Origin of the sequence: Roseburia sp. CLA-AA-H209, assembly GCF_020687575.1 — a bacterium.
Taxonomy (GTDB): domain Bacteria; phylum Bacillota; class Clostridia; order Lachnospirales; family Lachnospiraceae; genus Roseburia_C; species Roseburia_C amylophila.
Genome location: NZ_JAJEQU010000004.1, coordinates 168923 through 190581, shown reverse-complemented (window position 1 = coordinate 190581; position 21659 = coordinate 168923). Strand labels below are relative to the sequence as shown.

The 21659-nt window shown below is 39.4% G+C and carries 17 protein-coding genes; all 17 read right to left on the bottom strand.

Translation table 11 applies throughout. The features are described from left to right. Positions 1–123: 123 nt before the first annotated feature. Positions 124–507, bottom strand: coding sequence for an MATE family efflux transporter (locus tag LKD41_RS05785; RefSeq protein ID WP_227700675.1), 384 nt, complete (start codon positions 505–507; stop codon positions 124–126). Then, entirely contained in the window at positions 480–1856 is a 1377-nt protein-coding gene (locus LKD41_RS05780) for an MATE family efflux transporter (RefSeq protein WP_331470896.1), read from the bottom strand. The genes LKD41_RS05785 and LKD41_RS05780 overlap by 28 nt, the downstream gene beginning before the upstream one ends. A gap of 15 nt (positions 1857–1871) precedes the next feature. Next, positions 1872–2399, bottom strand: a complete 528-nt coding sequence (locus tag LKD41_RS05775) for a hypothetical protein (RefSeq protein ID WP_022243661.1) — start codon at positions 2397–2399, stop codon at positions 1872–1874. A 216-nt stretch (positions 2400–2615) separates the two neighbouring features. Beyond that, positions 2616–4910 (bottom strand): hypothetical protein, encoded by a 2295-nt coding sequence (locus tag LKD41_RS05770; RefSeq protein ID WP_227700674.1) that lies wholly within the window; start codon positions 4908–4910, stop codon positions 2616–2618. A 4-nt stretch (positions 4911–4914) separates the two neighbouring features. Next, positions 4915–6834 (bottom strand): GH36-type glycosyl hydrolase domain-containing protein, encoded by a 1920-nt coding sequence (locus LKD41_RS05765; RefSeq protein ID WP_227700673.1) that lies wholly within the window; start codon positions 6832–6834, stop codon positions 4915–4917. A gap of 832 nt (positions 6835–7666) precedes the next feature. Then, a complete protein-coding gene (locus LKD41_RS05760; protein WP_022243665.1) occupies positions 7667–8524 on the bottom strand; it encodes a carbohydrate ABC transporter permease in 858 nt (285 codons plus the stop codon). 3 nt (positions 8525–8527) lie between these two features. Next, positions 8528–9415 (bottom strand): carbohydrate ABC transporter permease, encoded by an 888-nt coding sequence (locus LKD41_RS05755; RefSeq protein WP_022243666.1) that lies wholly within the window; start codon positions 9413–9415, stop codon positions 8528–8530. A 55-nt stretch (positions 9416–9470) separates the two neighbouring features. Further along, positions 9471–10748 (bottom strand): ABC transporter substrate-binding protein, encoded by a 1278-nt coding sequence (locus LKD41_RS05750; RefSeq protein ID WP_227700672.1) that lies wholly within the window; start codon positions 10746–10748, stop codon positions 9471–9473. 227 nt (positions 10749–10975) lie between these two features. After that, complete coding sequence (locus LKD41_RS05745; protein ID WP_227700671.1) at positions 10976–11920, bottom strand: AraC family transcriptional regulator; 945 nt, start codon at positions 11918–11920, stop codon at positions 10976–10978. Between the two features lie 29 nt (positions 11921–11949). Beyond that, the gene (locus LKD41_RS05740; protein ID WP_227700670.1) at positions 11950–12657 is read right to left on the bottom strand and encodes a YjjG family noncanonical pyrimidine nucleotidase; all 708 of its coding nucleotides are present in this window, start codon (positions 12655–12657) and stop codon (positions 11950–11952) included. A gap of 32 nt (positions 12658–12689) precedes the next feature. Further along, a complete protein-coding gene (gene mgtE, locus LKD41_RS05735; protein ID WP_227700669.1) occupies positions 12690–14081 on the bottom strand; it encodes a magnesium transporter in 1392 nt (463 codons plus the stop codon). A 726-nt stretch (positions 14082–14807) separates the two neighbouring features. Beyond that, positions 14808–15371, bottom strand: a complete 564-nt coding sequence (locus tag LKD41_RS05725) for a helix-turn-helix domain-containing protein (protein WP_117841435.1) — start codon at positions 15369–15371, stop codon at positions 14808–14810. 82 nt (positions 15372–15453) lie between these two features. After that, positions 15454–16638, bottom strand: coding sequence for an iron-containing alcohol dehydrogenase (locus tag LKD41_RS05720; protein ID WP_227700667.1), 1185 nt, complete (start codon positions 16636–16638; stop codon positions 15454–15456). Positions 16639–16724: 86 nt separating this feature from the next. Beyond that, on the bottom strand, positions 16725–18248 hold the full coding sequence (locus LKD41_RS05715) for an APC family permease (protein WP_117946084.1): 1524 nt from the start codon (positions 18246–18248) through the stop codon (positions 16725–16727). A 12-nt stretch (positions 18249–18260) separates the two neighbouring features. Beyond that, a complete protein-coding gene (locus LKD41_RS05710) occupies positions 18261–18866 on the bottom strand; it encodes a cytidylate kinase-like family protein (RefSeq protein WP_022243674.1) in 606 nt (201 codons plus the stop codon). A 213-nt stretch (positions 18867–19079) separates the two neighbouring features. Then, the gene (locus tag LKD41_RS05705; RefSeq protein ID WP_117697227.1) at positions 19080–20297 is read right to left on the bottom strand and encodes an aspartate aminotransferase family protein; all 1218 of its coding nucleotides are present in this window, start codon (positions 20295–20297) and stop codon (positions 19080–19082) included. A gap of 414 nt (positions 20298–20711) precedes the next feature. Further along, positions 20712–21656 carry a GTP-binding protein gene (locus tag LKD41_RS05700; RefSeq protein WP_227700666.1) on the bottom strand — a complete coding sequence of 315 codons (945 nt, stop codon included), beginning with the start codon at positions 21654–21656 and terminating at the stop codon, positions 20712–20714. Between the last annotated feature and the right edge of the window lie 3 nt (positions 21657–21659).

The window sequence follows — 21659 nt, the reverse complement described above, 5'->3', positions numbered from 1 at the left end:
TCCTTTATACATATTATGTGCTTATTATATTGTGTATATTAGCCAATATCAATCTTTTTTCAATTTTGGCTAACAGTTGTAACTAAACACATATTATATATTGTGAAATTAAGTTCCTACTTACTACTGTTTTTCTCTTCTCTTTAAAATCGCCATAAATCCAAGGCATAAAATCAACTGCACAATGGATGACATCGGTGTCGCCAGTCCAATTTCAAATAAGGACGGATTCGGACGAAGACTCATAAAATAGGACACCGGAACACGGACACCAAAGGCTCCGATGATTCCCTGAAGCATGACAAATCTCGTCCTGCCGATTCCATTATAAAATCCGGTGTAGCAGAAAAAGATTGCGGTAAACATGCAGTCAATGGCGTATGCCTTTAAGTAATCTGCCGCCGCCAGAATAACCGCTTCATCTGAAGAGAAAATGGATGCCAGTAAATCCTGCAGCGCAATCGGTGCTCCAAGCCCTGTCATTTTCTTAAGAGATGGCTGGTGCATTTCTGCCTTTCCTTCCGGTTTAAGATTGTAAATGCAACAACACAGATGATTGCGGAAAGCAGGGAGCCTGCTGCCGTTGCCAGTCCCATTGGGAATAAGGTATCCGGGAATAAAGTCGAAGTCAGATAAACGCCCGGAATTCTTACCAGTGTAATTGCAATGATATTATGTAAAAATGAGATGCCGGATTTGCCGCAGGCACAGAAATATCCGCTGAAGCTGAAATGAATTCCTGCGAACATGCAATCCCAGACATATCCCCTTAAGTATTGACCTCCCAGACGTACCACTTCCGCTCCCGATGCATCCGATGCATCTGTAAATAAGGCCACCACCGGACTGGCGAAGAACTGCATGAAGATTCCTACGATAATTCCAAAGCCCACTGTAATCATCACAGCATAGCGCAGTGTTTCATTGGCACGCTGCCTCTTTCCCGCTCCGATATTCTGTGCACCAAGTGCAGATACTGTTGATAACATGGAGGACGGAATCAGGAACAGGAAGCTTATTATCTTTTCCACGATTCCCACAGCCGCTGCATCATTTAATCCACGCTGGTTCGCAATGATGGTGATAATCATAAATGCCACCTGGATGAAACCGTCCTGCAATGCAATGGGAATACCGATTTTTAAAATCTGTCCCATTACATTTCGGTTCGGTCTGAAATCTTTTCTGCTAAGAGAAAATTTCTCCCGCTGTCTTATAATCATAACGAGGGAAATCATTACACTGATGACCTGAGCGCAGGTAGTTCCAAGAGCTGCACCTGCCGGTCCAAGATGCAGACCGCCGATAAATACATAATCCAAGACAATATTTGCTGCACATGCAATGGCAATAAAGTACATCGGACTCTTGCTGTCACCCATGCCACGAAAAATTGCACTGATAATATTATATGCTGTAATAAAAGGAATCCCGATAAAGCAGATGGTAAGATAGGATATCGTTCCCATTACTGCTTCCTGTGGTGTAGACATTACTGTTACAATTGGTTTTGTCAGCAAAAGCAGCACAGTCATCAGCACAAGGGCAACTCCCATAAATAGGATTACCGTGTTTCCAATTCCTTCTGCCACCCGTTTCTTATCTTTGCTTCCAATCGCCTGTCCGATACTGACCGTTGTTCCCATGGCAAGTCCCACCAGCATAACTGTTATCATATGCATGACCTGTGAGCCAATGGATACCGCCGTAGTGCTGGCAACTCCTTCAAACTGCCCGATGATAAATAAATCTGCCATTCCATACAATGTCTGTAAAAAATAAGATAAAAGGTATGGCAGCGAAAATATAATTACATTTTTAAATACACTTCCTGTAGTAAGATTCCGTTCCATCATTTCATTCTGCTTCCTCTATGCCAGCGCTGCGCCCAGATGACGGGTCAGCAAATCCACCAGCCATGCATGGTCTTCTGCTGACAGCTCACTCTGTCTTACCAGAATCACCTGATTGGACAGATTTCTGATATAAATATAATTTTCATAGAATCCCCAGTCCTTATAGGCAGTCCACAGATTCACACCCTCCGCTATTTCTGATTTTATGCTGATGCTTTCTTCACTGAAAATATACTTGCGGTGGCCACTTACCAGTGCCTTCTGTGCATTTGCGTAAAATCTCTTAAGTCGTGCTTTCTGCTGTACCTTTTTCCCGCCGCATGCAAAATATAGAAAAGCTGCCCAAAGAATCATAAAAAGTGAACCCATTTCTGCCCTGCCAAGCATAAAGCTTAACATTCCGGACGGCAGACAGATTATGCACATAATCACAGAAGTAATCGTTACCACTTTTCTTCTCTTCCGGTATACATCCGATTGCAAAGTTATTTCCAACAGCGCATCCTGCTCTTCTTTTCCGATTTCAATTTCATATTCTAACATCTCTGTTCCCCCATTTTCTTTTTTTCTAAAAACATTGTAATGAACACTGCTTATTCTGTCAAACACTATCGGTTGTTATCTTTGCTGTTCTGCTTTTGCATGAAACTCTGACTCCTTTTGAAATTCTGGGAGCACTGCTGATACTAATCGGTGCGATACCGACTTCTATAGAAAATGCCTCATAGACGCATAAAATGTCTATGAGGCATTATAACTTTACTCGGCAAATATCTGCTCAATTATTTTATCAAACTCCAATGTGTGATATCTTCTTTTTAATGAATCGAGATTGTAAAGTGCCTGACCATTTATCAGTCCATTACAAGTATCATTATCATCTCCTTTATTTTTTGCTACAGCTCCCGAAAATTCCAAATCATCTGTATCAGAAAGCCATAAGGATGTCAGAAATCCTTCACACTGAATTCCAGGCATTGTATATCCATACATTCTTTGTGGCATAGATAAACCGTGCTGCATTCCTAATGTTACAATTTTTCCCAATATAGCCAGTTTTTTATTCCCGCTATACTCTGCAATTCGCATTAAATCTGGTACGAATTCTACAAATTCATCGTCCACATAGCTACATCCCGGAATAACATCACACCCTGCCCAGCCAGTTGTTCCAAAATCATTCTTTCCAAGAAGTGTATTTTCATCAAACGGAATATCCCAAAGATAAGTCCATGATGCAAGAATCTGTGCTGCTGATTTTGCGCCATACAAATATCGTTCTTTTTTGGTAGTTTCATAAGCCAACAACAATGTCCGCATATTATACATTACTCCAACAGCATCTATCTTTACAGACTTTTTATGTGTTGTATCATTTAATCCTCCCAGATATAAAACATCTTCTATATAATGTTCCATAATAAAATCAGCAGCTTTACACAATGCACTTCTATATTTCTCATTACCGGTGTATTCATGTACTAATGCTAATACTTCTCCCGGAAAAATTGTTCCTGACCCCTGCTCTATCACATTACTTCCAAACCATTCTTCCGGATAAGTCATTGGAGTACCTTCCATCGTATATGCCCGATACCAGGAGCCATCTGTATTCTGAATTTCAATCATTTTATCACAAAATGCAACCACTACATCCAGCCAGTCTTTATGTAATGTTCCATTTTCCTTTTCCTCAAGAAAACAGAGCATTAAATAATACATAGCCTCCGTCATAGTCCGGCAATAATTTCCTTTTGTTCCTTTTAATTTTTCTGCAATTCCCATCATTGCACCTACGACCTGATTGCCCAGAAATTTTTCTAATTCTTCCCTGTTTTCCGAATACTGAAATGGCATTAATACGCCAGTCCACCAATAAACAAATTCTTCTTTTTCTACACTGTACATCGCATTCGGCAAACCACTTTCTGCAATACAGTGTTCCACAAAAAATTGTATTGTTTTTAATGCCCTTTCCCTATATTCTTCCTTTCCTGTTTCTTCTGCAGCCCGAAGCATTTCATAGCAAACCATAGTCTGATTTCCGGAAAATCCATATTCCAGTACGTTTTGATTTCCATAATTTTCTCTCGGCGAGAAATGACACACATAACCACAAGGATGATTTTTCTTTTCCGGAAAATCTCTAAAACTATTGTGTAATAAGTCTCTTCTGTATGGTATTGTTTCTTCTAAACTAAATGGATGCCTGATATCATCATTAAGAATTCGTTCCATCTGAAATACGCTCGTCTTCCACGATGCTTCTGTCAGATTTTCAGCTTCTCCAAACTGCAGGATATATGAAACTTCCAATTCTTCTCCCTGTTTTATCTTTCGATATGCAGCCCACTCCGATCCATCTACATTTAAGCAAAATGAATTTCTTTCATAAAATGGATAATCACAACGTAACAAAAATTCTTCCATTCTATTTGCAGACGGTGCAATTCCCAGGGATCCAATATCTGTATTATGAACAAAATGCCTTTCCGCTATCTGTTTTCTGGTTATTGTAGTATCCACCTTTGGAATATCTGCCCGAATTAGTGAAATAAATTGCTTGTCATTTTTTGCAAATCCTGTCACTGACAAATTTGGATTTCTATCATCCTTATAATCCTGCTCGAAAGTTCCAAGATAATCATCCTGTCCATTCTGGTCTGTATCATTCTTATTATAAAAAGCTCCCGGTATTACAAATTGATAATCGTCAAAATTTTTTGCATGTTTTGATTTACAATGGAATTCCGTAGATATCCGGATAGCAGTCTCTTTTTCTGCTGAAATGCAGGCCACCTTTCTGCTCAATTTTATATTATTTGTATTTTGTTCCCACATATCAGTAATATGAAATCTATTTTCTTTATTTACTTCTACGTCTGCTTCTGCAATATAAATGTTTTTTTCATTTCTTATTACATCATACTTTGCTTTCTTGTTTCTTTCCTTTAAAATCTGAATCTGAACCGGCCACGGTACTTCTATTTTTATTCCGTCCCTTTCTATTAAAACTTCATTTTTTTCTAATCCCACCGGAAATTTAAGTTCCATCACATCATCCCTTCCTTTCCACTAATTCGATACAAATTTGATTTTTCCTACCTGCTATAAGCTTTTCTTCCAGTTCAGCCTGATGTAGCACAACAGAGGTACTATTTATCTGATTCTTCCATACTTCTCCATTTATGCTAAGTTCACCCAACTGATATTCTCCATAATCCAAATGTTTTCTGTTATAAAAAGAAACACATACTTCTTTTTCCGCAAATAATGTGTCTACTGTTAAAACTTCACCGGAATCATACTGCTCCTTTACTAGTTTTGGTTCAATTAATAAGTCTCCAAGTTGCCCACGTATGCCATATACCTGTGTCAGCATCAGAAAAATTGTCCAGCTTCCTGCACCAGTAACATAGGAATACATTCCCCTTCCTCTGCTACTGATATACTCCGGCACACCAGGATATATTTGTGCTATTTGTGTATTTGTAGAAAGTTCATAAATAGATTTTATAATCTGATAACCTTCCCTTGCATACCCTCTGCTATATAACGCATAAGCATACATAGTTGTCATATGACTAAACATGCCACCATTTTCTTTTTCTCCATAAATAAGTGCAAATCCTCTTCCAAAATTCCAGGTATTATCTCCCAATGGTAAGGTCAGCCTGATTCCTCCGGTATTTTTATCTGGAAGATAATTATTTACAGCATGGATTGTTTTTTGAACCTGTTCATCCGTTGCCGCCCCTGACATAATAGAAAAGGTCTGGGCTGTCAATCCAAATCGCAATTTTCCATCTCCAAGAATTCCATCAACTGCATTTCCATCATTGTTATAATAACCATTAAAAAAGCCTTCTTTTGATGATAATTCAATCCATTCATTTTCTCGTACCTGCTGTAATAATTGTTTTCCTTTCCAGCGCAACATATCTTTTAATTCTAAAACCGGTATTTTTTTCTTTTTTCCGCTTATTCCAAATCTTATGTGTTCATAATATTTCTTTAATACTTCCACTTCTTTTTGGGGTTCCTTTTCCTTTAATCCCTCAAGCAGTATTTCCATTTCTTCAAATACAGAAATCGTTTTTCGGTCTTCTTTCTCTATTTGAATCTCAAGTAAATCTGCTATATCACATATATTTTTTCCATAAAAAGCCGTAAATGGTATTGTTTCCCCTTTATCCGGAGCCATATCCAACTGATCATTCCAATCTCCATCTTCAAGCTTTATATTCCCATGTTCTCCAATATTTAAGCTGCAAATTAAATTTTCTAAAAGTAAATGCTCTAATATTGTTCCGGTATAACATTCACCATCCTTTGTCTTTTGACTATTTCCATCTTCTTTTTTCCAATTTGTGTCAATCCTTTTCGCTCTTTCAATTTGTGCATCTTTCCAGTAAGACACTTCTTCATCTAATATAGAAATATCTCCAGTTTGATTCATATATAACAACAGTGTAAATAATGGCCAGACACCATGATCCATCCAAACTCTGGATATTTTGTTTCTGTCTGCCTGAAAATTGCCCTCACCGTCCAAAATAATAGTTGCATTACTTCCATCCAGTCTGACACCTTTCATGTTATGAACAAAAACACTTCGAACCCGCATTGGATTTTGTAATAATAATGTCAGATAATCCTGCCACAAATCTCTCCACCCGCGACCACCTCTTCCATAATCATGATATGGAAGAAATGAACAACCATATATTTTTCTTAAAACAGGCTGTATACTTACCCACCTTAACCAGCCATCAAACTTATCTGAATTGCCTTGAAATTTTATCTTGTCAGCTTCTCCATTCCAATGCTCTTCATTTTGTTTCCACGCAGCTTCAACCTTTTCTTTACTGTTATACTTTTCAAACTCCTTGTTAAAATTTTCTTTTTCAGTAATTCCAGCGCAGATAATATATTCTTTTTTTTCGCCTGGTGCTAACCGTACCTTTGCAAAACGCATTGCGCCAATGCATTCCATACCATCTTTCCGATATGTCATATCATGTTCTGGTATACTATTTTCTACTACTGTTCCAGGCCAGTCCAATGTTCCTCCCTTTCCAATAAACTCCTCTACTGTAGGGAACATTTCTACTGCTGCCTGCCCGCTTTCATCTGATCCATATACAAAATAACTTGTATCATTCGGTTCATGACCTCTTTCATCATGGTGTATCGTTGGCTTTACAACAATCCCGTTTTCTTCCAATGTTATCCTCTGCATCAGTGATGTTGCATGTCTATGATCTCTTAAATTATCTGCCGATCGTCCAAAAATAGGAAATGCCGCTGTTGGCACAAATTCCAGAATTTCTGACCCATAATTTTCCAGAATAACCCTGTTAATTTCTACTACATCCTCATTTGCCGGACAAAACGTTGTAAAAATACAGTTTAATTTCAATTCAGGGATTGTATAATACAAGCTGTGATATAGCAATCCGCACTCTATTTTATTCCATTTTTCTTCATCCTTAAAACAATGCTCTGCTCTCTGTCTTGCAGAATTTCCCACCACAGAAAATGCTCCCTGCTCTTTTGTATAAACCCAGAAATTTCTTCCAGAACGATTATTATGTAAGTCCTCTACTGAAACTGGCAGATACAAAAATTCATTTTGATTCTTTTTGGCATCTCCATTTAAGCAGGGTGTCACCGATGCTTTCATTCCAGCCTCATTGCATATAGGAAAATATAATTGATTTACTTCCCGGGCATTTTCACAAACAAACGTCCCTTTTTTGTCAATAAAATTCCACTTAAATCCGTGTTCCATTCTTTACTCCTTTTTCTTAACCCTTAACCGCTCCTGCCGTTAATCCTCCTACAATATATCTTTGGAAAATTAGTGCTAATACCATTGGTACAACTGTAGCCAGCAATCCTGCAGTCATCATCATTCCATAATCAATTCCATACTTTGTTCCAAACTCTGATACCGCAACCGTTAATGTCTTCGAAGTTTTTGATGTAGTAAAAATTAATGCATACAGAAATTCATCCCATGCCATAAGGAATGCAAGAACACCTACTGCAACATATCCCGGTAATGCTGTCGGCATAATAATTTTCCAAAACACCTGATTCCAACTACAACCATCTACCCGTCCCGCTTCTTCAAGTTCAAATGGAACCGATTTAAAATATCCGTTCAAGACCCAGATTACATAGGCAAGAACTGCATTTGTATTAATTAATATTAATGTTCCCAAATGATCCAGCAGCCCCATCCGGCTAATCATGATATAATACGGTATTACCAATGCAATTGGTGGTAGCAGCTGAAAAAACATTACTCCAAATAACATTGGTTTTTTCATTCGAAAGCGTAATCTTGCAAACGCATAGGATGCCACTGCACCTAATACAAGACTAATTACTGTTGTTGTACCCGCAACAATGCAACTGTTTTTTATTGCCATTCGGAATACTTCAACTTGTTTTGTTGGATTTTTATCCCACAATAACATTTTGTATCGTTCCCAGGTAATTGATGTAGGCAGTATTTTGTCACTACTTAACAATTCATTTTCTGATATGATACTGGATATAAACATCCAGATAATTGGCAATAGCGTCCAAAGAACCAATAATATCACTGCCAAATATAATAATATCCTTCCTATTCTTCTCTTTACCGTTCGATTCATATCTTAATCCTCCGTTTTTCCTGCTTTCAGGTAAAGAAGGCTCAATAACAATATAACAACTGCTATAATTACGCATATTGCCGAACCTTTACCATAATGTAAGTAATCAAAGATTTCATGATACGCATAAAAGCTTACTACCTGTGTACTGTCATTTGGTCCACCTGACGTCAACGAATATACAATATCAAAAACTCGAATCGTCTGAATTGTACGCAAAACAAGAACCACTATATACATTGGCTTTAATGCAGGAAAATACACTACCTTAAATCTCTGCCATGCATTTGCCCCGTCTATAATTGATGCCTCCTTTGCATCATTAGACACGGTCTGGAGTCCTGCAAGCAGCATAATGATAACAAGTGGAAGCATCTTCCATGTATCTGATAATATAATCATATTAATTGCAAGCTTACCACTTCCAAGCCAGACTATATTTTCATCTATCAAATGTAATTTTAATAATACTTTATTCAAAATTCCTGCGTTCGCATTAAAAATCCATTTCCACAAATTTGCATTTACAATCGTTGGCACTGCCCATGGAATCAGAATAATTCCACGCACAAAGCCTCTTCCCTTAAAATTTTGATTCAGCAATAATGCTGTAAGTGTTCCCAATATAATCTGAATTATCACTGATACAACTGAAAAATATAAAGTAATTTTTAAAGAATTCCAAAATGCATGGGTACTCATAACTTCTGCATAATTCTTTAATCCAACAAATTTCGTTACAAGACTACCTGGATTTACATCATTTAAGCTGAACCACAATGTAAACAAAACAGGAAATAATCCTAATCCCATGATAATCAGCATGGCAGGAGTAATCATTCCATAAGCAGTTCTTGCTTGTGATATACTTGATTTATTCTTCCTCTTCATATTCTTACCCTCATATTAAAAATGGCAGGCAGTTTACCTACCTGCCATTCTCTATTTAATTCACAAAACTTTCTGATACTTCTTCTGCCTGATTTAGTGCATCCTCTATTGAAGTTGAACCTGACAGTGCTGCCGAAAATAATGGTTGTACTGTATTAGACCACTCACTATAATCAGCAAGCTGAGGTCTTGGATGTGTTGTTGCAAACTGCGGATAAAACTTAGCCAGCTCTTCATGTTCAGCCACCAGATTCTCATCTTTATATAATGCATCAATTGTCGGCAGTACATTATAATTCTCATATGCATATTTCTGAATATCCTCACTAGTAAATAACTCAATATATTTATATGCATACTCCGGATATTTTGAGGTAGATAATACTCCGAAGCCACCGCCACCAGTTACTGAAGCACTTTCTGCTTTATCAGTTCCAGGCATTAAACATACATCTACATTTCCTGCAACAGTAGAATTTTCTGGATTATTTGCATATCCATACACATAAGCCCAATTCATAACAAATGCTGTATCTCCTGCCATGAATGGATCCAGGCAATCTCTGTCCGTGTAGGTAATTGATGCCGGATCTGCCCATCCATCCTGCATAGAATCATACATAAACTGTACTGCATTATTTGCACTTTCACTGTTGATGTCAAATGAGCCATCTTCTTTCTGCCATGTTCCGCCAAAACTGTAAATCATGGTTGTCAAATCACAAATCAAACCTTCTGCCTGGGATGCTCCCCACGCAATACCATACTTGCAAATGCCTTTATCCATCATATCCTGAGACATTTCTTTTAATTCATCCCATGTTTTTGGTGGCTCCTCATATCCAGCATCCGCTAACATCTGCTTATTATAAAACATCCATTTTCCACCATTTGCAAACGGAATTGCTTCTGTTTTTCCATTATAAATCATCTGATTTAACGAACTCTCAATCAAACTGTTTTTTACATCTTCATCCATATATTCACTTAAGTCTATGGTTACTCCCTTACTTTCAAATTCTGCAACCCATGGAATATCTACATAGCAAACATCCGCATCGCCTCCACCGGTCCATGTTGTAGTAATTTTTTCGTGTGTACTATCATAGGACTGACAAATCAGATTCACTTTTACACCATACATTTCTTCGTACTTCTTTCCAGCATACTCATAAAGTCCTTCTTCGTCGGTTGAACAAATAACGCTAATGCTTTCCGGTTTATCTCCGGCTTCTGTTCCTGCTACTTTGTTATTTTCTGTTTCAGCGTTACCACAAGCTGTAATTGATACTGCCATTGTCATACACAACAGTACTGCAACTAATCTCTTCATTCTTTTTCCTCCTTTTATACTAATACTTTTTTGTTCTTCTCCCCTGGCGCCTTTTACTTTATTCTCCTTGCTTTTTGTAGTTTAAATATAACGATTTTATATTCATGATTCAATTTCATTCTTGCTTTATTTTTGCACTATTTTGCGCAAGACATTTTTAATTAAAAAAAGACGAAATATACTAATCACATTTTGTATATTTCGTCTCCTTTATATACTACTATATTTTAAATTCTGGAATGATGATAACCCTCACAGTTGTTTATTTCTTCATTTCCACTTATTTTACGGTATCTGCTTGGTCCCATAGAATATACTTCCTTAAACTTCCGGTTAAAATAGCTCAATCCTGAGAAACCAGATTCATATGCCACTTCACTGATGGGGAGTTTTGTGGAAAGCAATAATTTTTCTGCAGATTTTAATCGGATATGATTTAAATACTCTACAAATGTATAATCTGTTGCCTGTTTAAACACTCTGCAAAATGTATACATACTCATGCAACACAATTCTGCTACATTTTGTAACTCTATATGATTTTGATAATTTTCTTCTATGTAAGACAACGCAGGTCTGACTTTTTCCAAGGCTATCATAACTTCTGTCGCAGGTCTTCTGGCACAAATATAATCATTTCGCATAAAGTATACCATTAGTTCCATAATATACGCAGGTATCCGAATCTCATATCCCAAAATCTTCTTTTTATATTCTCCCTCTATTTTCCACATAATGGATTCTACTTTTTTACTTCTCAAATTAAAATGTCCAACTTTTCGAAACGGATCTAATAATATACTTGGAATGTGTTGATATTCCTTTGCCACAGAAAAATAGGGTAAAATAGGTTCCATTTGAAACTGTAACAACAATATTTTATGTCGCTTTGTAATTTTTTCCGTTTCATGTGGTTCTTCCCCAGAAATGACCGTGATGTCGCCTGGTCTTGAAATAATCTTCTCCCCACCAAATCTTACATATGCTTCACCCTCTAACTGGCACAAAATTTCCCATGAATGATGCCAGTGCATCGCACACCCCGTTAAAGTATAAATTCCTGCTGAGAACGGTAATTTTGCCTCTTCAATATAAAAAAGCTCCGAAGAGTGAAACTTATTTGCAGTTGATATGGGTTCTTTGATTTTTATAATTTCTTTCCTGTCTTCCATTTTTCTCCTGTTAATCTCTCCCATCCAAGCTATAATTTTTTTGTCAAATCCACCAATTTTTCTACTCTGTAATCTGCCTGCTGCTCTAACTCTCTTAATTTTTCATTGGTTATGGCATCTTCCGGATGATACCAACAGGTTTTAAATCCTGCAGCATGCCCTCCTGCAATATCTGCTGTCAGGGAATCACCTATCATCAGGCATTCTTCCGGTTCAATTCCAGGCAATTCTTCCATACATTTTTCAAAAAAACGAAGGCTCGGTTTCTCTACGCCAACCTTTTCCGAAACAAAGCAATGTGTAAAATATTTACGCATGCCGCCTCGTTCCAGGCGGTTTAGCTGCTGCTCATACGGTCCGTTGCTTGCTGCACAGAATATGTATTTTCCTGCTAAAGCTTCCAATGTTTCCAATGCACCGCTCACCGGCACTGCACTATTATGAAGATAGCTTCGGAACACATGCTCCATTGCCACACCATCGGCTTTTAATCCCAGCCGTTTTAATATAATCTGCCAGCGGACATAGGGAAGGTCTTCCCTTGATAATTCACCCTTTTCGATTTTGTCCCAGATAATATGATTTTCTTCCTGAAAAACATCAAACATTTCCGGTTTAAACTCCAGCCCCAAATCTGCAAATGCCTGTTTCATGGAATCTTCTGCTCCCGCATCAAAATCAAGCAGTGTATTATCAATATCCCAAAAAAGGACTTTTATATTCTGGATTTTATTCATCCTTTATTTCCTCGTCATCCTAAGGTTTTATGCTATGCAAAATGCAATACATCTATCAACAGCAGCCAGACTAATCCATAATAGGTTACTACTGCTACCAGGTCATTAATTGTGGTAATCAATGGACCGGATGCCACTGCCGGATCAATCTTAATCTTATGAAAAAGCATTGGAATCAAGGTTCCCACAAGGCTTGATATTACCATTGCTATCATCAGTGCAAGGCCCACGCATCCTGAAATAATAAATGCATGACTCACCGGATTATTCTTTAACAACCAGACATATAATCCGATAAAGGAAAATGCCAGTATCCCCAAAAAAAGCCCGTTCATAAACCCAACACGCATTTCTTTTCCTACCAGATGACGTTTCTGTTTTGATGTAAGATTTTCATCTACCAGTACACGAATGGTTACAGCCAGCGACTGTGTTCCTACATTTCCTGCCATGTCAAGTATCAGCGACTGGAAACACATGACAATTGGAATTACGGCTACAACGGTCTCAAAAATTCCTACTACAGAAGATACGCCCATGCCAAGTACCAGTAAGATAATCAGCCATGGCAGACGTTTCTTCATACTCTCTACCAGCGTTTCCTGTAAATCTTCTTCGGCGGTCAGACCTGCTAACTTTGCGTAGTCATCACCCATCTCATCATCCACAACTTCTACGATATCCTGAGATGTGATAACACCTAAGATTTCATCATTTTCATCCAGTACCGGAATGGAGTCCTCTGCATAGTCCTTCATTCGCTCGATACATTCACTGATCTGTTCATGATCCCGCAAATACGGATAGGATGTACTGATGATATCTTCCAGTGCATTATTTTCACGGGCAATGATTAAGTCCTTTAAATCGATGGCTCCATAGAATTTGCCTGCTTCATCGGTAACATAAACTGTCAAAATGTTATCATTTTCTCCCGCCTGACGAATCAGCTCCCGCATAGCCTGCCGGATGGTAAGATCATTCTTAATCACAATGAAGTTCGTGGTCATCTTGCTACCAATTTCGTCATCCTCATAGGACTGAATCATCTTAATGTCATGACTGGATTCTTCATCCAGCAACTCTACCAGCTGTGCCTGCTTGGAATCATCCAGTTCGTCTAAGACATCTACCGCATCATCGGAGTCCATGTAGGAAATAACCCGTGCCGCTTTATCCAGATCCAATTCATTCAGATATAGATCCGGGTCATCAATATAAGTAAAGATTTCCGCAACCTGTTCCGCTCCCAGGATTGGGTATAATCTCTTTCGTTCTTCTTCGTCCAGACGCACAAATGCATCCGCAATATCATTTTCATGATAATCGGATAATTTATCCCGCAGTTCCTCATTGCTCTTCGTACTACGGATTATCTCTATTAACTCTTCTACATAATTCTGCTCTTTTAATTTCTCGTCCACTGCTTCTGCCTCCTTATATCATTTTCCTGCGGCAGCAGTCACGATGATACCCGCACAATTACAGGAAACACATATCGCATTTCCAGCGTAAAAAGAGCAATTGTCCTGTATGGATTCTTACCTGAAATCCATGGCCAATTGCGCCAAAATCATCTTCTGTCTGCCACCGCAGATACTACTTCGCCCAGTACTATCGCAACTGTCCATGCATTTCACCTCCTGATTCATTCTCTTTTTCCATTCTAATCCTCGGAATGAATCAAGTCAAGATTTGCTTTGTCTGATATTTGTATAATCTTTGTAAAATATATATTTTTTTATTCTATTTCTTCCATAAATATTCCAGGCAATTGTGAATGAGGGATTGAGAAGAGTTGCCACAATAATATTACGTTAATTCGCAGTGGATTTTCTTTCGCTACGAAATACCACAGTTCTAAAATGCGGGGTTTTCTTTTGGTTATAAAAACAGTCTTTCCAATGTTTGTCAGAATCGCTGTACGGTTCGTCGAAGTACAGATGCCTGATAAGGGCTGTTATGGGCATCTGCTCTCGACGGACGGTGCAGCGATTCTGACAAAGCAAGCGGAAAGACAGTTTACAAGCAAGAAAACCCCGCATTCTAAGAACTGTTGGCATTTCATATCGGATAAAGAAAATCCTCTGTGAATCAACATAATATTTTCCGTGCAAAATCTATCTCTCTTTCGCAATTGCCTGCTATATTTATCGAATATTTGTATAGTCTAAGAAAAAGCACATACAGCTTGCCCGCTCACTTCCTTCATTCCGGTAAATGTGCGGCTGGTCTGTTTCAAATTTGTAGACCTGGCTCTTTTCCACCTTCTGGCTGTGGTCATGGCATTCTATGGTCAGCGTGCCGTCAATTACCGTAATATATTCTCTCGTCCGCTCGCCGTGGCTTCCACTGGTGTATACACCGCCCGGCTCTACGTCAATCCGGTAGATTTCTACGGACTGGGAGTCCTCAAATGGAAAGCAGGTAAAGACCTTATACTGTCCCTCCAGTTCCTTGGTTGGAATCATTTCTTCCGGCTTCACCAGACAGAAATCCACACGGGGAGCTTCAATCAAAGTCTGAAATTCAATCCGCAGTCCGCTTGTAATCTTTCCAAGCACACCCAATGATGGATTTGCCGTTCCCTTTTCTATCTGCGCCAGCATACTCTTACTTACACCGGTCTGCTCTGCCACCTGATCAAGACTCATTCCCTTGGACTGACGCAGTCTCTTTAAATTTTCCGATACATTGTGCGACAGATAATCCATACATTTTCCTCTCTTTCCATTTGAAACTTTTCGCATCAAATTTTTATGATATTAACCGATGTTTTTGATAAAGATATCTGTTTTACAGTGCCTTGCGGTATAACATTTCTATATCACACTGACGGGATGACCGTGGGTTCACTGCAATATTGCCGCTCTTCATGGCATCTGCTGCCATTGCTTCTATTTTCTCTTCGATGGTCTTCCGGCTGATGCTTCCTGTTTTGCCTGCCTGATTGATGGCTTCCGTAAGATTTGCCGGAATTCCGATGGCTTTGCATAAGGAACGGATGGCATCCACTAACATCATCGGTTCAAATTCATCTTCATGGGCCGGAATTTCACTGATGTAGTTATAAATTTTATAATACCTTCCATGGTCAGCTAAGGCATTATACTCCGCTACTACCGGAAGCAATACTGCATTGGCAACTCCGTGTGGCACATCAAAAAATGCACTGACCGGATGGCTCATGGCATGTACATTTCCAAGTCTTGCAAAAGAAAATGCAATTCCAGCAAACAGTGAGCCTACCATCATTGCCTCTGCCGCCTCCACATCGGTGCGGTTTGCCACAAATCTCCGGATATTTTCTCCGATGAGCTCCATTGCTTTTTCTGCCATGGCATCGGAAAATGGAGAAGCCGCAGTTGAAATATACGCCTCTTCTGCATGGATAAATGCATCAATTCCGCAGGCTGCCGCCACACTGGCTGGTGCCGTTGTAATCAGGTCTGCGTCCAGAATAGCATATGCCGGCAGCAGTTCATAAGAAAATACCGTCAGTTTATAGTCTCTGCTGTGGTCAGTAATTACAGAAAATGCTGTTACCTCAGAACCGGTTCCTGCTGTAGTCGGCAGTGCCACCAATGGAATAATTTTGCCCGGCACTTTATGTGCTCCTTCGTATTCGGTAATGCTTCCACCGTATTTTGCTACTACACCGACTGCCTTTGCTACATCCATCGGAGAACCGCCGCCAAAAGCTACGATAAAGTCTGCACCGGAAGCCTGAAATGCTTCTGTCGCTGCTTCCACGGTTGTAACGGAAGGATTTCCTTCGATATCCGTAAAATCATCCACCAAAATTCCTTCGGCTCTTAAAGATTCTGCAGCTTTCTCCACCAGTCCCTTCTTCTTAAGATGCGGTCCGGATATGATAAATGCATGCTTTCCACCCATTTTTTTTGCAACTTCCGGAAGTTTTGCCATAGAGCCTCTTCCTACGATAATATTCTGTGGTACTGAAAAATTAAATTCGTTCATAGCTTTTCCTCTCATTTTCTGTCGGTATTTTCAGAACTTACTACTCGACTTTTCTATATTCTGCTTTCTTCACTCTATACATTCCATTATCCTGCCAGCCGCGCCAATACACGGTCGATTGCCACATCGATTACCTGATCCAGCTCCACATCATCTGCCTCCGGCATCAATGTTGCTGCATCTTCATCTGAAATAAGCTGTACCAGACTGCCAAAGGACTCTTTGTATTTCTTTTTACAGATTACAAAGAATACAACTCCAAGCAAGCTCCAGGCTCCAACCATCAACCACTCCGGAAGAATCAGGCTGCCGCCGGTTCCCGGAATGCAGTACATACATACCATAAATCCTGACATTAAAACTGCCATTACACCCACAAATTTATAACCAGGCACTTTATACGGACGAGGCATATCCGGTTCTTTCTTTCTTAAAATCAGAAATGAAATGGATACCATACAATAAGCAAGACAGCATCCAAAGTTACCTGCATCACAAATCCATACCATCATGACACGTCCCGCAAACGGTGCTAACATCGTAAGAATTCCCATCAGGATTAATGCATTTAACGGGGTCTTATGCTTTGGATGAAGTTTTGCAAAAGTTCTTGGAATCATATAGGATTCTGCCATGGAATATAAAGCACGGGAACCACCAATCATAAAGGAGTTCCAGGAAGTAATGATTCCGCACATTCCACCAACAATAATTACTTTTGCCATGACCGATGTTTTAAACGCTACTGCCATGGCATCTGCGGTTACAAGACCGGTTCCTGTCTGTGATGCTGCAATGGCATCCGGCTTTAATACCAGACCTACTGCAATGATAACCAGTGAGTAAAACAGCACTGCCAGTACAACAGATAATATCAGCATTTTTCCAATTTTCTTCGGTGGAACATTGATTTCCTCTGCCGCCTGCGGGATAACATCAAATCCGATAAAATAAAATGGAGATAATACCGCAACACTAAGCACTGCCTTGATTCCACCTCCGGTTGATGTGCCGGCAAACATCTGTCCGTTAAGATTATCCACACTTCCATTGATGACGGATGCAACAATCAACAAAATCCCTGCTCCACCAATGATAATAGTAAGAATGGTCTGTAAAATAGCTGCTGTTTTGGCTCCAAAAATGTTTATTATCATAATTAAAAATGCAACGATAATTGCTACAATCAGCCAGGAAGCATAGATATCAAATCCAGCTACCGTATAAAGATATCCCTTTAAAAATCCCGGCCAGAGATAGGTCAGAATCGTTGGAAATGCACATGCTTCAAAGCAGGTAACTCCGACATATCCCAGGACGATTGCCCATGTACAGATAAAGGAACCATTTGAGCCCATTGCCCGGTAACTGAACACATGCTCACCACCACACTGTGGCATGGCTGCCGTAAGTTCTGCATAAGTCAATCCCACAAAGAATATCATGATTCCACCAAGAACAAATCCGAGAGCTGCTCCAAGAACTCCGCCTTTCTGAATCCAGCCACCGGAGGATACGACCCAGCCCCATCCAATCATGGCACCAAATGCAATGACAAGAATATCCCAGGCATTAAATACTTTATTGAATTCTGTTTTCTTCTGTTCCATATTTACTACCTCCTATTCCTGAAATACTTTTCCGGCTACTTCTTCAATCAACTGTGCAGTTCCATCCACACCCAGCAAATCGCTGTTAATCAGCATATCCCTGTTATGTCTGTCTCCACGATTGCTTCCGGTCAGTGCCATATGTCTTTTGTGATAACGTTTATCTTTTTCCACAATCAGCAATTTTGCATCATCTGCCGAAAGATTGTGGCTTTCCATTACATTCTTTATCCGGATTTCATCCGGTGCATAAATGAAAATGCGTAATATTGGTTTCTGTTCTTTTAAAATATAATCAGCAGAACGTCCTATAATCACACAGGACTCTCTTGCTGCGAGTTTTCGAATAATTGTTTTCTGGACGTGAATTGCACGTTCTGTCAAATCAGCGTATTTGGAGAAAGAGCCCCTGACATCGCCTTCTGCTCCTTTACCGGCAATGGTCACTCCTTCTTCTACCTTTTCCATAATATCTTTGGGAATTCCTACTTCTTTGATAATCTCATCTACTGTTTCACGGTCATAAAACTTGATGCCTAAATCCTGTGCAACCTTTTTCCCAATCTGATTTCCTTTTGCGCCATATTCGCATCCTATTGTAATAACAAGATGTTCCATTTTGCTTCCCTTCCTTAATGTATATACATGCGTTTTTTCTCATCCATACGAACCTGCCACTGGCAGCTTCGTATGGATGCCTGACAACTATCTGCATAAAAAAGACGAGGGCGCACTTATTTTCTGTGACATCCTCGTCTTTTCTGTTTCTTATTTTTATCTTTCTGTTATTCTTCCGGTGCCCGGTTTGAAGGACACAGATTCCTAAAATTCTTATTTTTCCAGTGATTTTACCGTTTCTTCAATGATTGCATATGCCTTGTCGCATTCTTCTGCGGATACGATAAGTGGCGGCACCATACGAATGACATGTGCACCGATAGCTGTAATCAGAAGCTTTCTGTCTAAGCAGCCATGTTTTACATCTACACCGGAAATGGTATCATCAAATTCTACACCAACTAATAAGCCCTGATGTCTTACTTCTTTGACATGTGGTAATTTTTCTAATTTTGCTGAGAAATAATCTCCCATCTTCTTTGCATTTCCAGCCAGGTCATTGTCTAAGAGCTCCCCCACCTCAGCCAAAGCTGCTGCACAGCTGATTGGATGTCCACCAAAGGTTGTTCCATGGGAACCAGGTGTAAATGCTTTGGCGACCTCTTCCGTTGCACAGATTGCACCGATTGGCATTCCGCCGCCAAGACCTTTTGCCATGGATACGATATCCGGTTTTACGCCATAATTCATATAGGACATTACTGCACCGGTTCTGCACCATCCGGTCTGTACCTCATCTAATAATAAGAGCATTCCTTTCTCATCACAAAACTCTCTTAAGCCTTTCATGAATTCCATGGTTGCCGGATGTACTCCACCTTCACCCTGTACCGGTTCAATCATAATTGCGATTGTATTTTCGGTACATGCATTTTTAAATGCCTCCAGGTCATTGTATGGTGCATAGGAGAATCCGTAAGTCATTGGTCCGAATCCTACCTGGCAGCCATTTCCCGGCTGACCGGTTGCTGACATTGCTCCAAATGTTCTTCCATGGAATCCCATTTTAGCAGTTACGATATGATATTTATTTGGACCGTATTTTTCAATTCCATATTTACGGGCCATTTTAATCATTGCTTCGTTTGCTTCTGTTCCGGAGTTCTGATAGAAAATTTTATCCATGCCAATGGTCTTACAAACTTTTTCTGCTAACAGTGCCTGTGGAATAGTATATGGATAGTTGAAGGTGTGCATGATATCGTCTACCTGATCTTTGACTGCTGCTACTACCTTCGGATTACGGTTTCCTGCATTGTTTACAGCGATTCCTGCATAGAAGTCAAGATACGGTGTTCCTTTCTCATCATAGAGGTACATGCCCTCTGCTGTCTCAGCCAGAAAATCGAAACGCTCATAAGTCTCAATCATATATTTATTTACTTTATCTTTAATGTCCTGTACGCTTAATCCTGTGTCTTTTAATTTCATAATTGAATCCTCCTTGACATATTCTTTACTCTTTTTTGTTTTCTCTTTAAACCGGTTTGTTTTGTTCAATGGACTTTCTTTCGCAACTCTAGAAACACACTTTGCGAGTTTCTAGAGTTTTCGCGGTGCTCGCCAAATCTGCATGCAAGCATGCGATTTTTCTCGCTACTCGCGAAAAAAAGGCACTTACCGATTGGTAAGCGCCTTCGCTTTTGTTTGTCTATTATTTTGAACAGTTATACAATATCACGTCTTTTTTGCTCTGTCAATATTTTTTTACAAAAAGTTGTATTTTCCTGTTTTTTCTGCTTTTTTCAGTCTGTTCATTAGAATTAATAGAATATATTGTGTTACTTTGTGTATTATATTGTACATTTGTATTATTCATTCGTACACTATAGTATCGTTTTGTCTTTATACACTCTCTACTCCGATATAAGCTTCGATTCTATCCCGCTGTAAATGCTCTCCGATTACAATAATAACTTCCTGGCCTTCCTGAATCGGTTCCATCCGCACTCCGTTATGGGTAGCATTAAGTTGTATCCAGGAATTATCTTCTGCTTTTATAAATCCCTTAATCCGAAATACTGCTCCGCAGGAACTGTCTTCTAAGATTTCTTTTGCAACCTTCTGCATTTTTTCTGCCGTCATAGGTACATTCATAAAATACTGTGACTCGAAACCGGAGTGTTCCTCCAGATCCATTTTCTCATAATTTTCCATCACATAGCCACTGCTCATAATCCAATGTAAATCTTCCGAAGTAAGCTGCGGTGTACTCTTACGCAGAATCTCTTTTTCAATTCTTCTCTTACAGTGTATCTTCTCCAATGCTTCGTTGATGTGTGCAACCGTTGCATCCATTTCTTCTGCTGTAGCTTCATCGGCATGGCTTAATAGAATGCAGCCTGCATCTGCCACCTCTGATGCCAGAATAAAATCTGCCTCATCGGACAGCTCTTTTTCCAGCTTGGCATCTACGATTGCAATTACATTTCCAATCTCATACCACTGATCCAGCGGTTCTTCCCGCAATGCATCAAAGAATTCGTCCACATCAAAAATTCCGGATGGTTCCACCAATACTCTGTCATATCCGCACATGCCCATGGCAATTAGCTTTGTCTTAAAACGTCTTCTGTGGCAGTCCTTATCACAGCCTCCGGCTACCATTTCCAACTCACAGTTATCTCCCATCAAATCCTGCAGCAGCATCATGTCCACATTTACTGCGCCATAGTCATTCTCCAAGATTCCAATATTCATGCCCTGTTCCATCAGATACTGGGCGTATTTTCTTATAAATGTTGTTTTACCGGAACCTAAAAAGCCGGTAATTAAGTCGATTTTTACCATGTT